This window comes from Cyanobium sp. N5-Cardenillas (assembly GCF_024345515.1).
Taxonomy (GTDB): domain Bacteria; phylum Cyanobacteriota; class Cyanobacteriia; order PCC-6307; family Cyanobiaceae; genus Cyanobium.
Genome location: NZ_JAGQBG010000005.1, coordinates 1 through 12,034 on the forward strand (window position 1 = coordinate 1; position 12,034 = coordinate 12,034).

Here is a 12,034-nt window from a genome sequence, read left to right on the forward strand (position 1 = left end):
TTCGCCAGCGTCGTCTTCGCCCGCTGCGGCATCAGCGGCCCGGCCCTGCCCCTGTTCTCGGTGGCCCTGACGGTGCTGGTGATCCTGCTGGGGGAAATCCTGCCCAAGGCGATCGGCAGCAAGCTGGCCCTGCCCGTTTCCCTGGCCGTGGCCCCTGGGCTTGGCTTGATCACCACCTTGATGCTGCCCCTGGTGCTGCTGCTCGAGCGGATCCTGCCGGCGATCACGGCCGAGAACGAGATCAGCACCGACGAGAACGAGATCCGCCTGCTGGCCCGCCTTGGCTCCCAGAAGGGCCAGATCGAGGCCGACGAGGCCGCCATGATCGCCAAGGTGTTCCAGCTCAACGACCTCACCGCCCGTGACCTGATGCTGCCCAGGGTGTCGGCCCCCACCCTGGCCGGCCACCAGAGCCTCGACGAGCAGCGCTCCACCCTGCTGCGCCATGCCACCGCCTGGTGGGTGGTGCTGGGGGAGGAGGTGGACGAGGTGCTGGGCGTGGCCAGCCGGGAGCAGCTGCTGACGGCCCTGGTGGAAGGCAGGGGGGGCAGCCGGGCCGCCGATCTTTGCGAACCGGTGGAGTTCGTGCCGGAGATGATCCGGGCCGACCGTCTGCTCACAAGCTTCCGCCGCAACGGCTCCAGGGTTCGGGTGGTGGTGGACGAGTTCGGGGGTTTCGTGGGGGTGATCGGGCCCGAGGCCGTGCTGGCCGTGCTGGCGGGCTGGTGGCGCCGGCCCGCCGCCGCCGCGGAGACCACGCCGTGACGACGGCGGCACCGGCTCCGGCGTTCGACGCCCCCCCCGCCGCCGAGCGCTGCCGCCAGCTGCTGGCCCGCTGGCGATCGGGGTTGGTGCTCAGCGGCCGGGAGCAGGCCGCCCTGGCACCGGAACTGGCCAGCCTCGACCGCCAGCTGGAACGGCTGCGGCGCCGTCGGCCGCGGGTGGCGGTGTTCGGCCGGGTGGGGGTGGGCAAGTCGAGCCTGCTCAACGCCCTGCTCGGTGAGGAGCACTTCGCCACCGATGTGGCCCACGGATGCACCCGCCGCCAGCAGCAGCAGGCCTGGGGCCAGCCCCTGGCCGGCCTGGAGGGGGTCGACCTGGTGGACACCCCTGGCATTGATGAGATCGCCGCCGCCGCCCGCTCCCGCCTGGCGGCCCGGGTGGCGGTGGGCGCCGACCTGGTGCTGCTGGTGATCGACAGCGACCTCACCGTGATGGATGCCGAGGCCCTCGACGATCTGCTGGCCTCCGGCAAGCCCCTGCTGCTGGTGCTCAACCGCAGCGACTGCTGGCCGGAGGCCGAGCGCGACGCCCTGCTGGCCAGCATCGGCCGGCGCCTGCCGGCGGGGGCCCGCAACCTGCGGCCCCTGGCCGTGGCGGCCGCCCCCCGGGCGGCCCGGCTGCGGGCCGACGGCCGGGTGCGAAGTGAGCCGGCGCCTCCCCGGGTGGAGCCGCTGCGCCGGGAGCTCACCGGCCTGCTCGAGCGCCATGGGGAGTTGCTGCTGGCCCTCAATGCCCTGCGGGCCGCCGACCGGTTCAGCCAGGCCCTGCACCGCTGCCGGCTGCGCCACGGTCGCCGCCAGGCCCAGGGCCTGATCGGCCGCTTCGCGGCCCTCAAGGCCACGGGGGTGGCGGCCAACCCCCTGCTGCTGCTCGATCTGGCCGGCGGTCTGGCCTGCGACAGCGCCCTGGTGATCCAGCTCTGCCAGCTCTATGGACTGCCGATGACCCGCGGTGGGGCCCGCGCCCTGCTGGCCCGTCTCAGCGGTCATAACGCCCTGCTGGGGGGCGCCCAGCTGGGCCTGCAGCTGCTGCTGGGCGGCCTGCGCCAGCTGCTGCTGCTGGCGGCGCCCCTCAGCGGCGGGCTGAGCCTGGCGCCGGCGGCCCCGGTGGCCCTGGCCCAGGCGGCGCTGGCGGTCCACACCACCCGGCGCACGGGCCGGCTGGCGGCCGCCGAGCTGCTGCGCAGCACCACCGCCGCCGGCCAGCCGGGGGCCCTGCTGCGCCGGCTGGTGCGGCAGGATCCGGAAACCCGCCGCTGGCTGGGCGAGTGGCAGCAGGAGGGGGGGGAGCGGACCGCCGGCGGCGGCCTGCACCCGTGAGCCGTCTCGCCCTGTTCGGCACCAGCGCCGATCCCCCCACCCGCGGCCACCGGGCCCTGCTGGAGGGGTTGCTGGGCCTGTTCCCTGCGGTGGTCACCTGGGCCAGCGACAACCCCCTCAAGCAGCACGGCGCCCCCCTGGAGGTGCGCACCGCCCTGCTGTCCGCCCTGGTGGACGCCATCGATGACCCCCGCCTCAGCCTGGAGCCCGTGCTCAGCAGCCCCTGGGCGGTGGAGACCCTGGAGCGGGCCCGGACCCGCTGGCCCGACCGGGAGCTGGTGTTCGTGGTCGGCAGCGACCGGGCCGGCCAGATTCCCCGCTGGAAGCGGGCCGACGCTTTGCTGCGGAGCTGCCGGCTCGGCATCGCCCGCCGGGAGGGCTGGCCGCTGCAACCGGAGGATCTGGAGCGGCTGCGGGGCCTGGGCGCCACCCTCGACCTCCTGCCCCTGGCGATTCCGCCCAGCGCCAGTTCCCGGATCCGGGAGCGGCCCGACCCGGCCCAGGTACCGTCCGAACTCTGGCCCGTGCTGCTGCAGCACAATCTTTATGGCCTCTCCGAGTCCTGATGCGCCTCGCCCTGGCCCAGCTCAATCCCCTGGTGGGCGACCTGGAGGGCAATGGCCGCAGGATCCTGGCGGCCGCCGAGCGGGCCAGCGCCGGTGGGGCCGACCTGCTGCTCACCCCTGAGCTGTCGCTGTGGGGCTACCCGCCGCGGGACCTGCTGCTGCGTCCCGCCCTGATCCAGCGCCAGGAGCGGGTACTGGCCTCCCTGGCGGCAGCCTGCCCAGGCGGACTGGCGCTGCTGGTGGGGGTGGCCGAGCCGGCGGCTGGCCGGCGCCAGCCGGGCTTGTACAACGCCCTGGCCCTGGTGCAGCGGGGCGGCTGGCGCCATGTCTGCCGCAAGCGGCTGCTGCCCACCTACGACGTCTTTGATGAGCGCCGCTACTTCCTGCCCGGCGACGCCGCGGCGGTGCTGGAGCTGGAGGCCGGTGGCCGTCCCTGGCGGCTGGGCCTGACCATCTGCGAGGACCTGTGGGTGGAGGAGAACCTGCGCAGCCGCTGGCCGGATGCGGTGGACCCGATCGCCGACCTGGTGCCCGGCCGGATCGACCTGCTGCTCAACCTCTCGGCCTCCCCCTTCGGCCGCGGCAAGGGGGAGGTGCGCCAGGCCCTGGCGGCCCGGGCGGCGGCCCGGCTCGGGGCGCCGGTGGCCTATCTCAACCAGGTGGGCGGCAACGACGAGCTGGTCTTCGACGGGGCCAGCTTCGTGGTGGATGGATCGGGGCGGCCCCTGCTGCGCCTGGGCTGCGCCGCCGAGGACCTGGGCTTCTGGGACGCCGCCCCCGCCAGGGAGGACGCCGTCGGGGCCACAACGCCCGCCACAACGACAGTCGCGGCGCCGCAGGACCCCTGGGAGCAGCTGCTGCGGGTGCTGGTGCTGGGGGTGCGCGACTACGCCGCCAAGTGCGGCTTCCGGCGGGCTTTGCTGGGGCTGAGCGGTGGCATCGATTCGGCCCTGGTGGCGGTGATCGCCGCCGCGGCCCTCGGTCCCGACCGGGTGGAGGGACTGCGGATGCCCTCCCCGTTCAGCTCGGCCGGCTCCCTCGACGATGCCGACGCCCTGGCCCACCGGCTCGGCCTGCGCACCGGCACCCTGCCGATCGCGCCGCTGATGGAGGCCTTCGCCGCCGGCCTCACCCCGGAGCTGGGGGCGCCCCCGGCCGGGGTCACCGAGGAGAACCTGCAGTCCCGCATCCGGGGCACGCTCCTGATGGCGGTGGCGAACCAGAAGGGGGGGCTGCTGCTCTCCACCGGCAACAAATCCGAGCTGGCTGTGGGCTACTGCACCCTCTACGGCGACATGAACGGTGGCCTGGCGGTGATCGGCGACCTCTACAAGACCACCATTTCCGGCCTCTGTGACTGGCTGGACGGGGAAGCCTCCGGCCCCTGCCGCGCCGCCCTCGGCCTGCCGTCCGATGGGGAACTGATCGGCGTGGCGATCCGCACCAAGCCCCCCAGCGCCGAGTTGCGCCCCGACCAGCGCGACAGCGATTCCCTGCCCGACTATGCGGTGCTGGATCCCCTGCTGAAGGCCTGCATCGAGGCGATGCGCACGCCGGAGGAGCTGGTGGCCCAGGGGGCCGATCCGGCGTTGGTGGCCCGGGTGGCCGGGTTGCTGCGGCGGGCCGAGTTCAAGCGGCGCCAGGCGGCACCGGTGCTCAAGGTGAGCGATCGGGCCTTCGGCAGTGGCTGGCGCATGCCCATCGCCTCGGCCTAGGGTTTGGCCACGATCGCCTCCGGGCGGCAATTCTTCCTGCCCCATGCCAGCTCCCGGCCCGGCACCCCTGGCCTCCCCGATGGCGAGCATCGGGGTGCCCACGGAAATCAAGCGTGACGAGCAGCGGGTGGCCCTCACCCCGGATGGCGTCCATGAGCTGGTGTCCCAGGGGATGGAGGTGCGCGTCCAGGAGGGGGCGGGCCTGGGGGCCGGCATCAGCGACGACGACTACCGCGCCTCGGGCGCCCGCATCGTCAGCTGTGAGGAGGCCTGGGCGGCCCACCTGGTGGTGAAGGTCAAGGAACCGCAGCCGCAGGAATTTGCCTTCCTGCGCAGCGACCTGGTGCTGTTCACCTACCTGCACCTGGCGGCCTACCCCGAGGTGGGCCAGGCCCTGCTGGAGGCGGGCACCACCGCGGTGGCCTACGAGACGGTGCAGCTCGAGGACGGCAGCCTGCCATTGCTGGCGCCGATGAGCGAGGTGGCCGGACGGCTGGCGGCCCAGGTGGGGGCCCACCTGCTCGAAAAACCCCACGGGGGGCGTGGTGTGTTGATGGGGGGCTGCACCGGCGTGCGGCCGGCGCGGGTGGTGGTGCTGGGGGCCGGCACCGTGGGCTGGAACGCGGCCCGCATCGCCGCGGCGATGGATGCGGAGGTGTTCCTGCTGGATCGCTCGCCCCACCGCCTGCGGGGCCTGGAATCCGACCGGCGCGGCCGCATGACCAGCCTGGTGAGCAGCCGCAGTCTGATCGAGCGGCTGGTGCCGGGCGCCGACCTGCTGATCGGCGCCGTGCTCCTGCCCGGTGGCCGGGCCCCCACCCTGGTGAGCGAGGAGCTGGTGCAGCGCATGCGGCCAGGGTCGGTGATCGTGGATGTGGCCATCGACCAGGGCGGCTGCATCGCCACCAGCCGCGAGACCACCCACACCGATCCGGTGGTCACCATCCACGGGGTGCAGCACTACGCCGTCGGCAACATGCCCGGCGCCGTGCCCTTCACCTCCACAGAAGCGCTGGTGAGCGTCACGCTCCCCTACATCCTGGTGATGGCAGGCCGGGGCCTGCTGGAGGCGGTCACCGACCGGCCCGAGCTGCTCAGCGGCCTGAACACGGTGGATGGGGCGGTGTGCCACCCCGGCGTGGCCAAGGCCCTGGGGGTGGCTCCCCGCCATCCGATGGCCTGCCTGCGCTGAGCCGGCGGCAGGGCCTTCAGGCGGCGTTCCGGGTGCTGGTGTGGATGGCTTGAATGATCACCGAGGCGGGTTGGCCGCTGAGGGGATCAACGGGTTCGCGCACGTCCTTGACGACCAGGTTGTGGCGCCGGAAGAGTCGCATCCAGGATTCCATGGTGCGGAAGTACCAGGGAGCCGGCGCCTGGAAGCCCGGGGAGAAGCCGGCCCAGGAGCCCTCCCGCCATCCGTCTTCGTAGGGGTGGTCGGCGCAGACCAGCAGGGGGTGGAGGGTCTGCACCAGCATGCAACCACCGGGGGCGAGCAGCTTCGGCAGAGCCTGGAACAGTTCGTCGAGGCTGCGATCCCCCAGCAGGGAGAAGTTGGCCACCACCGCATCGAACCGTTCGTCCAGGCCACCGGCGGCGATCTGCTGGTAGGTGAGGGTCTGGAAGCGGGCCCCGGGCGGGGCGCCTTCCACGGCGATGGCGGTGAGCTCAGCCACGGCGTCGGTGCCGAGCACCGCGATTCCCTGGCGGGCGCACTGATGGCTCAACCAGCCTTCGCCGCAGCCCAGATCCAGCAGGGTGCGTGGGGCGGCCGTGGTGATCGCGTCAAGGATCGCCCCGTTGGTGACCCGTTCGCGGCTGAGGATCTCGCCGCGGCGGACAGCCCGGGTCCAGGCGGCGGCGTTGACGACCCATGAGGCCAGGATCTGCTCTTCCGGGCCCGGCCATGGGGGCTTCGGGACCGAGCCTGCGTCACCTTGCGCCATGGGGAAAGGGTCAGGCCGCCGCCTCGACCAGCAACCCGGTGAGGTCTTCGCTGCCGAACACCTGGCGGTAGGCGGCCGTGCTGGTGCAGAGGATCACCGGCACCGCCACCAGCAGCCCCACGAAGCAGGCCAGCAGGCCCAGCAGGGCGATCGCGAATTCCACCAGGGCCAGCAGCAGCACCGAGCCCCACTGGGGATCGAGCAGGGTGCGGCCCCGGGTGATCGAGTCGATCGGTCCGAGCCCCTGCAGCAGGGCGATCTGGGCCATGAACTTCTGGTTCACCGCCAGGTAGATCAGCACGGCGAACGCCACCAGAAAGGGCAGCACGGCCAGGACCTGGTTGAGCTGGGCGGCGGCGACCCCCACCAGGGCCGCCACCACCAGGACCGCGCCGAACAGGATCCCGAGCACCAGTCCATTGCGGAACAGCCGCCAGCTGGCCTGGCCATCCCAGCGGATGAAGGTGCCAAGGCTTGGCTTCCCCCCGGCCAGGGCGCTCCAGGCGCCCCGGACCAGCCCCGTGGTGCTCCACAGGCTCACCAGCACGCTGAGGATCGAGCCCAGCAGCAGCCGAACCAGCTGAAGCGTGTTGACGGCCTCGGCCGCTTCGGGGTCCACCTGGCCCTGGATCAGGGAGCAGAGGCTGCTTAGCACCCCCGCCAGCAGGGTGAAACCGATGAACACCCAGGGGGCCCGGGCGAAGGCCTGCCAGCCCTCTTTCACCGCCTCGATCACCTTCAGGGAGGACCCACCGGAGGGATCCTGCATCGGAGACACGGCCATCGCTTGGGGAGACGGTTTGCCGGGAGATTAGGCAGAGGCTTGCCGGTGGGCACCCCATCGGGTGCGAACAGTTGCAAGGGGCGGCGGCCTGTCGATCAGCCCGGGTGATGAAACGTCAGCACGGCCTGGGTGCGGTTGCTGACCTGGAGCTTCTGAAAGGTGGTGTGCAGGGCCAGGCCGCCGAAGCAGGCGTTGGCGACCAGGAAGGGCTGCAGGCAGGCCCAGGCCGTGGCCGCCGGCTGGCCCCGGTCACCCATCCAGCGCAGCAGCGCCGTCTCCAGTGGAGCCAGCCAGGAATCCTAGGCGGGCTGGGGGCGGTCGTTGAAGACCTGCCAGAGGTGGCGGCCCAGGGGAAAGGCCGCCAGCAGGGCCGGCCAGCGGTGGTGGTTCCTGGCCATCAGGGCAACGGTCCCGACGGTCCCCCGGTTGTAGGGCGCCCGCCGCGGCTTGTCAGCGCTGGGCGCCCCCGGCGTCCTTGCCCGCTCGCGGTGCCGAGGCCAGCAGGGCTTCGGCGGCCCGCCGGGCATCGGCGCCGGCCAGGGAAGTCCGCTGCAGGAAGGCCACCACCAGGGTGCCTTCGAACAGCAGCTGCAGCTGGCGGGCCAGACCCTCGGGGTCGGCCACAGCGAGATCACTGCAGAGCCCCTCCAGCCGATCACGGCAGGCCTGCTTGAACGCTTCGGCCGCCTGGCGGGGCAGATCCTCAGCCTCGGGGTACTCGCTGGCGGCCTTGATGAACAGGCAGCCATGGAACTGCGGCGAGCGCACCGCCTGCTCCAGCCAGTCGAACACCGCCAGCAGGCGCGCCCCGGGGTCCTCCGGCGCCGCGGCGATCCGCTTGGCCAGCCCCGCGGCGATGGCGTTGCTGCGGCGTTCCAGCACGGCGGCGATCAGCTCCTCCTTGGATCGGAAGTGCTTGTAGAGGGTCATCTTGGCCACCCCGGCCTCGGCCAGCACCGTATCGATGCCCACGGCCCGGTAGCCGTGGCGGGCGAAGAGCCCCTCAGCCGTGTCCAGCAGCGCGTCCCGCTTGGCGGAGGACCTGGTGGTGGCGCCGCTCCCGGCCATGGATTTCGCTGCAATCCGCCCAATCTAGTGAGTAGACAGAAAGGTCTGATACCTTTGAATGCGCAGACCGGTCTGTCTACTCTGGCTGTCCGCATCCCCGGCTCCCATCCCCTCGCCCCGATGATCAAGCTCCACGGCCACGAACTCTCCGGCAACAGCTACAAGGTGCGCCTGCTCCTGGAACTGCTCGGGCTTGATTACGAGTGGGTCCGCGTCGATCTGATGGCCGGCGAGCACAAGGGGGAGGCGTTCCTCGCCGTCAATCCCTTCGGCCAGGTGCCCGTGCTCGAGGCAGACGGCACCACCCTCGCTGACGCCCAGGCGATCCTCTTCTATCTGGCGGCCCGCCAGGGGGATGGCCAGTGGCTGCCCGCCGATCCCCTCGGCCAGGCCCGGGTGGTGCGCTGGCTCTCCACCGCCGCCGGTGAAGTGCGCCAGGGCCCGGAAAGTGCCCGGCTGCATCACCTGTTCGGCGTCAAGGCGATCTCCATCGAGCGGGCCACCGAGAAGGCCGCCTTCCTGCTCGACCAGCTGGAGCGGCACCTGACCCCGCGCCTGTGGCTGGAGCTGGAGCGCCCCACCATCGCCGACATCGCCGTCTTCCCCTACGTGGCCCTGGCCCCGGACGGCGGCATCGATCTGGCCACCTATCCCAACGTTTGCGCCTGGATCGGGCGGATTCAGGCGCTGCCGGGCTACATGCCCATGAAGGGCCTGGAGGCCTGAGCGGGACTTCCCCCATGAGCCAGCACTACCTGCATCGCCATCTCAGCCCAGCCGTGGGGGAGGCCCAGCTCCAGGCCTATGGCCAGAGCCAGGGTGTGCCCCCGGCTGCGGCGTCCGATCGCCTCAGTGCCAGGGAGATCGCCTTCATCAGCGCCCGCGACAGCTTCTATCTGGCCAGCCTCACCGAAGCGGGTGCCCCCTACCTGCAGCACCGGGGCGGGCCGGTGGGCTTCCTGCGGGTGCTCGACGAGGGCACCCTGGGGTTCGCCGATTACGGCGGCAATCGCCAGCTGCTCACCGCCGGCCACCTGCGCCGCGATCCGCGGGTGGCGCTGTTCCTGATGGATTACGCCGCCCGTCGCCGGCTCAAGATCGACGGGGAAGCGCAGGTGGTGCCGCCCGCTGATGATCCCCGGCTGGCGGTGCAGCTGGGGCCGCAGGCGGCCGGGGAGGTGGAGCGCCTCTTCCGTATCCGGGTGGAGGCCTTCGACTGGAACTGCCCCCAGTTCATCACTCCCCGGTTCACAGCCGCGGAGCTGGAAGCCCAGCTGCGGCCGCTGCAGCAGCGGATCGCTGCGCTCGAGGAGGAGCTCCAGGGTCTGCGTTGGCTCCGCTCATGACGATCCTTCCCCTCCTCGCTGGGGGAAGGAGATGTCGAGCACCAGGCAGCCCTCCCCACCGGCGCGGAAGGGGCCATGCACCTCCCCCGGCGGCCGGCTGGCGTAGTGCCCGCTCTCCAGCCACAGGCCGAAGGCCGCATCGAACAGGCGCCCGCTGACGATGAAGATCTCCTCGGGGAAGGGGTGGGCCTTGCCCCCGAAGGCGGTGGTGTCGGCCTCGGGAAGGAAGCGGGTGAGCCGGGTGATCTCCCCGGTGGACGGGTCTTCACTGAGCACCAGCTCCTGCACCTGGCCCTCCAGCCCCTCCAGCCAGCGCCAGCGGTGGGCCTGCTCCGGCGCCAGCGGATTCCAGTAGGGGCTTGTGGTCTTGCTCATGGTGGGGTGATGGGAGCGGCGGTGGGCCGAGCGGTGCTGCTGAGGTGCGCGTCGACCAGCGGTGCCAGCCGCCCGGCGTGATCCCGGCCGAGATCATGGTCGCCGCCGTTGATCACGTGCAGACGGGCATCGGGCAACAGCATGGCCAGGCGCTCCCCGGCGGTGACCGGGCTGAACGGGTCGCTATCGCCCCACAGCAGCAGGGTGGGTGCCGCGATCTCGGGCAGGCGCCCGGAGAGGTCCGTCGTTGCCGTGGCGAACCAGTCGGGGAGATGGGACAGGCTGGTGCGGAAGCTGGCCCTCCAGTCGGCGGCCCCCAGCGCCGCCATCGGCAGGCCACCGGAGGTGGCGGACAGTACCAGGTGCGTCACCCACCGGGGCCGGGCCAGGGCGGCCCGCAGGGCCAGGACCCCACCCATGGACTGGGCGACAAGGGCGCAGGGGCGATCCAGCGGTTCCAGCACCAGGGCCAGCAGGTCGTCGAATCCGTTGACCCCCGGCCGGGGCGGGGTGTCACCGAACCCGGGCCAGCCCAGATGCAGCCGCTCGGCGCGGCAGGCCAGCCGCTGATCCAGGGGACGCCAGAAGCAGGTGTCGCCCGAGGCGCCGGGGAGGAACAGCAGCCGTTCGGGCCGGCCTCTCACGGCCGATCGGCCCCCACGCCCACCAGGGCCGCACTCGCCTCCCACAGCCGCCGGGCCAGCTCAGGGTCCTGGCCTTCGCTGCTGGTGGCGGTGGCCTCGAACAGGTGCCGGCCCGGAGCCGTGACACGGTTGCGGAAGTAGGTGAAGCCGCTGGCGGCGTAGGCGTCATCGACGGCCAGGGCGGCCAGCAGTGCCCCGGCGTTCTCGACGCTCTCGGTGAGGCGCAGCAGCGAGCGGGCCGCCAGGGCGAACAGGCGCTGCCCCAGCTCGTTCGACTGGCGGCTGTAACGCCAGAAGCCGCCTGTGCTGGTGGGCGGGATCACCAGCCCCGGGCTCCAGGCGATCACCGCAGCGGGCGTGCCCCGCGCCTCCAGGCGCCGGGCGAACTCCCGGGCGAACAGCACATTGCAGAGTTTGCTGTCCTTGTAGGCCTTGTCGGCGCTGAACGGAGCTGAGCCGTCCACCAGCGTGGTGCCCTGGCCCGGCACCAGGCCCGCCAGCGCGCCCAGGCCTGCCGGGGCCCCCACCTTGCCCCCCGCGGTGGTGGGGTCGTGCACCTCGCTGGCGGTGACCACCAGCCGCGGCGATCGCCCTGCCGCCAGCAGGGGCCAGAGCTGGTGGGCCAGCAGAAAATGGCCCAGGTGGTTCACCCCGAAGCTGAGTTCATGGCCCTGGGCGGTGCGCCGCGGCTCGCTGGCGCCGGCGTACTGCAGGCCGGCGTTGAGCACCAGGGTGTCGATGGCGGTTCCCCGCGCCCGTTGGGCGGCGGCACAGGCCCGCACGCTCTCCAGATCCGCCAGGTTGCAGACCGCGGGAACGGGCGGCAGGCCCGTGCCGGCCCGCTCCAGCACCCGGCGTCCGGCCGCCTCGGCGGTGGCCCGGTCCCGGCAGGGCAGGGTGAGGCGGTGGCCGGCCCGGCAGAGGACCACGGCCGCCTCGAAACCGATGCCGGAGTTGCCGCCGGTCAGCAGGATGTGGCGCGCTGCGGCCAAGGGGCGGACTCCTGCGGGCGGCGAATCGGGTGCCGCGAACCGGATCAGGCTAAGGAGCCGCCCATGGGCAGCGGGCCGCAGGTTTGCCAAGGTGGCTGCTGTGGCAGGCCTCACCCGACGCTCGTTCCTGGCGCTGGCGGCGGTGGCTGGTCTGGCGGCCATCGGCACTGGCGTGGCGTTTCGGGAGCACACCCGGAACGAGCTCACGGTCACCAACAGGAGCGGCCGCACGATCGTGTCCCTGGAGGTGTCCTTGCCCTGGGAGACGCTGCGATTTGAGCCGATCGCCGATGGGGAGGCGGTCAGCCGTTCCTTCCGCATCGTCTCCGATGCCCATTTCGCGATCGAGGGCGAGCTGGCCGACGGCACCCGCCTGCGGGCCGCCGAGGGCTACGTCACCAACGGCCAGTACGGGGAAGCGGTGCGGATCGAGGTCGGTCCCGGCGGTGCGGTCCACCTTCGCCAGCAGCGACGGGGTCGGTGACGGCCGGGGCCTGAC

The 12,034-nt window shown here is 72.5% G+C and carries 15 protein-coding genes; 8 read left to right on the forward strand and 7 right to left on the reverse strand.

The annotated features are described in order from the left end of the window. From KBZ04_RS00775 to ald, 5 genes are all read left to right on the forward strand, one after another. Nucleotides 1-765 (forward strand): CNNM domain-containing protein (locus KBZ04_RS00775; RefSeq protein ID WP_254990009.1); only part of this gene is annotated, 765 nt, incomplete at its 5' end. Nucleotides 766-851: 86 nt separating this feature from the next. Beyond that, complete coding sequence (locus KBZ04_RS00780; protein WP_315860016.1) at nucleotides 852-2,102, forward strand: DUF697 domain-containing protein; 1,251 nt, start codon at nucleotides 852-854, stop codon at nucleotides 2,100-2,102. Then, nucleotides 2,099-2,668, forward strand: coding sequence for a nicotinate-nucleotide adenylyltransferase (locus tag KBZ04_RS00785; protein WP_254990010.1), 570 nt, complete (start codon nucleotides 2,099-2,101; stop codon nucleotides 2,666-2,668). The genes KBZ04_RS00780 and KBZ04_RS00785 overlap by 4 nt, the downstream gene beginning before the upstream one ends. Further along, nucleotides 2,668-4,383 carry an NAD+ synthase gene (locus KBZ04_RS00790; protein WP_254990011.1) on the forward strand — a complete coding sequence of 572 codons (1,716 nt, stop codon included), beginning with the start codon at nucleotides 2,668-2,670 and terminating at the stop codon, nucleotides 4,381-4,383. The genes KBZ04_RS00785 and KBZ04_RS00790 overlap by 1 nt, the downstream gene beginning before the upstream one ends. A 43-nt stretch (nucleotides 4,384-4,426) precedes the next feature. Next, nucleotides 4,427-5,575 (forward strand): alanine dehydrogenase, encoded by a 1,149-nt coding sequence (gene ald / locus KBZ04_RS00795; RefSeq protein ID WP_254990012.1) that lies wholly within the window; start codon nucleotides 4,427-4,429, stop codon nucleotides 5,573-5,575. A 16-nt stretch (nucleotides 5,576-5,591) separates the two neighbouring features. On the opposite strand, the gene KBZ04_RS00800 is transcribed toward ald, so the two are convergent. The 4 genes from KBZ04_RS00800 to KBZ04_RS00815 form a co-directional block, all read right to left on the reverse strand. Continuing rightward, nucleotides 5,592-6,326 carry a class I SAM-dependent methyltransferase gene (locus KBZ04_RS00800; RefSeq protein WP_254990013.1) on the reverse strand — a complete coding sequence of 245 codons (735 nt, stop codon included), beginning with the start codon at nucleotides 6,324-6,326 and terminating at the stop codon, nucleotides 5,592-5,594. 10 nt (nucleotides 6,327-6,336) lie between these two features. Beyond that, complete coding sequence (locus KBZ04_RS00805; RefSeq protein ID WP_254990014.1) at nucleotides 6,337-7,110, reverse strand: hypothetical protein; 774 nt, start codon at nucleotides 7,108-7,110, stop codon at nucleotides 6,337-6,339. A 95-nt stretch (nucleotides 7,111-7,205) separates the two neighbouring features. Then, nucleotides 7,206-7,367, reverse strand: coding sequence for a hypothetical protein (locus KBZ04_RS00810; RefSeq protein ID WP_254990015.1), 162 nt, complete (start codon nucleotides 7,365-7,367; stop codon nucleotides 7,206-7,208). Between the two features lie 193 nt (nucleotides 7,368-7,560). Beyond that, nucleotides 7,561-8,178, reverse strand: coding sequence for a TetR/AcrR family transcriptional regulator (locus tag KBZ04_RS00815; protein ID WP_254990016.1), 618 nt, complete (start codon nucleotides 8,176-8,178; stop codon nucleotides 7,561-7,563). Between the two features lie 120 nt (nucleotides 8,179-8,298). Between KBZ04_RS00815 and KBZ04_RS00820 the strand changes: the two genes are divergently transcribed. Beyond that, nucleotides 8,299-8,904 (forward strand): glutathione S-transferase family protein, encoded by a 606-nt coding sequence (locus KBZ04_RS00820; protein ID WP_254990017.1) that lies wholly within the window; start codon nucleotides 8,299-8,301, stop codon nucleotides 8,902-8,904. A gap of 14 nt (nucleotides 8,905-8,918) precedes the next feature. After that, complete coding sequence (locus tag KBZ04_RS00825; protein WP_254990018.1) at nucleotides 8,919-9,524, forward strand: pyridoxamine 5'-phosphate oxidase family protein; 606 nt, start codon at nucleotides 8,919-8,921, stop codon at nucleotides 9,522-9,524. On the opposite strand, the gene KBZ04_RS00830 is transcribed toward KBZ04_RS00825, so the two are convergent. The 3 genes from KBZ04_RS00830 to KBZ04_RS00840 are packed head-to-tail and all read right to left on the reverse strand — an operon-like array spanning nucleotide 9,519 to nucleotide 11,535. Then, on the reverse strand, nucleotides 9,519-9,899 hold the full coding sequence (locus tag KBZ04_RS00830; protein ID WP_254990019.1) for a cupin domain-containing protein: 381 nt from the start codon (nucleotides 9,897-9,899) through the stop codon (nucleotides 9,519-9,521). The genes KBZ04_RS00825 and KBZ04_RS00830 overlap by 6 nt on opposite strands. Next, entirely contained in the window at nucleotides 9,896-10,543 is a 648-nt protein-coding gene (locus KBZ04_RS00835) for an alpha/beta fold hydrolase (RefSeq protein WP_254990020.1), read from the reverse strand. The genes KBZ04_RS00830 and KBZ04_RS00835 overlap by 4 nt, the downstream gene beginning before the upstream one ends. Then, a complete protein-coding gene (locus tag KBZ04_RS00840) occupies nucleotides 10,540-11,535 on the reverse strand; it encodes an SDR family NAD(P)-dependent oxidoreductase (RefSeq protein WP_254990021.1) in 996 nt (331 codons plus the stop codon). Before KBZ04_RS00840 ends, KBZ04_RS00835 begins: the two co-directional genes overlap by 4 nt. Nucleotides 11,536-11,626: 91 nt before the next feature. Between KBZ04_RS00840 and KBZ04_RS00845 the strand changes: the two genes are divergently transcribed. After that, entirely contained in the window at nucleotides 11,627-12,019 is a 393-nt protein-coding gene (locus KBZ04_RS00845) for a hypothetical protein (RefSeq protein WP_254990022.1), read from the forward strand. Nucleotides 12,020-12,034 lie beyond the last annotated feature (15 nt).

Excerpts from the sequence above, each read along its gene's own strand:
- KBZ04_RS00805 (WP_254990014.1), bottom strand. The coding sequence starts at position 7,110 with ATGGCCGTGTCTCCGATGCAGGATCCCTCCGGTGGGTCCTCCCTGAAG.
- KBZ04_RS00820 (WP_254990017.1), top strand. The coding sequence starts at position 8,299 with ATGATCAAGCTCCACGGCCACGAACTCTCCGGCAACAGCTACAAGGTG.
- KBZ04_RS00825 (WP_254990018.1), top strand. The coding sequence starts at position 8,919 with ATGAGCCAGCACTACCTGCATCGCCATCTCAGCCCAGCCGTGGGGGAG.
- KBZ04_RS00800 (WP_254990013.1), bottom strand. The coding sequence starts at position 6,326 with ATGGCGCAAGGTGACGCAGGCTCGGTCCCGAAGCCCCCATGGCCGGGC.
- KBZ04_RS00810 (WP_254990015.1), bottom strand. The coding sequence starts at position 7,367 with ATGGGTGACCGGGGCCAGCCGGCGGCCACGGCCTGGGCCTGCCTGCAG.
- KBZ04_RS00815 (WP_254990016.1), bottom strand. The coding sequence starts at position 8,178 with ATGGCCGGGAGCGGCGCCACCACCAGGTCCTCCGCCAAGCGGGACGCG.
- KBZ04_RS00830 (WP_254990019.1), bottom strand. The coding sequence starts at position 9,899 with ATGAGCAAGACCACAAGCCCCTACTGGAATCCGCTGGCGCCGGAGCAG.
- ald (WP_254990012.1), top strand. The coding sequence starts at position 4,427 with ATGCCAGCTCCCGGCCCGGCACCCCTGGCCTCCCCGATGGCGAGCATC.
- KBZ04_RS00790 (WP_254990011.1), top strand. The coding sequence starts at position 2,668 with ATGCGCCTCGCCCTGGCCCAGCTCAATCCCCTGGTGGGCGACCTGGAG.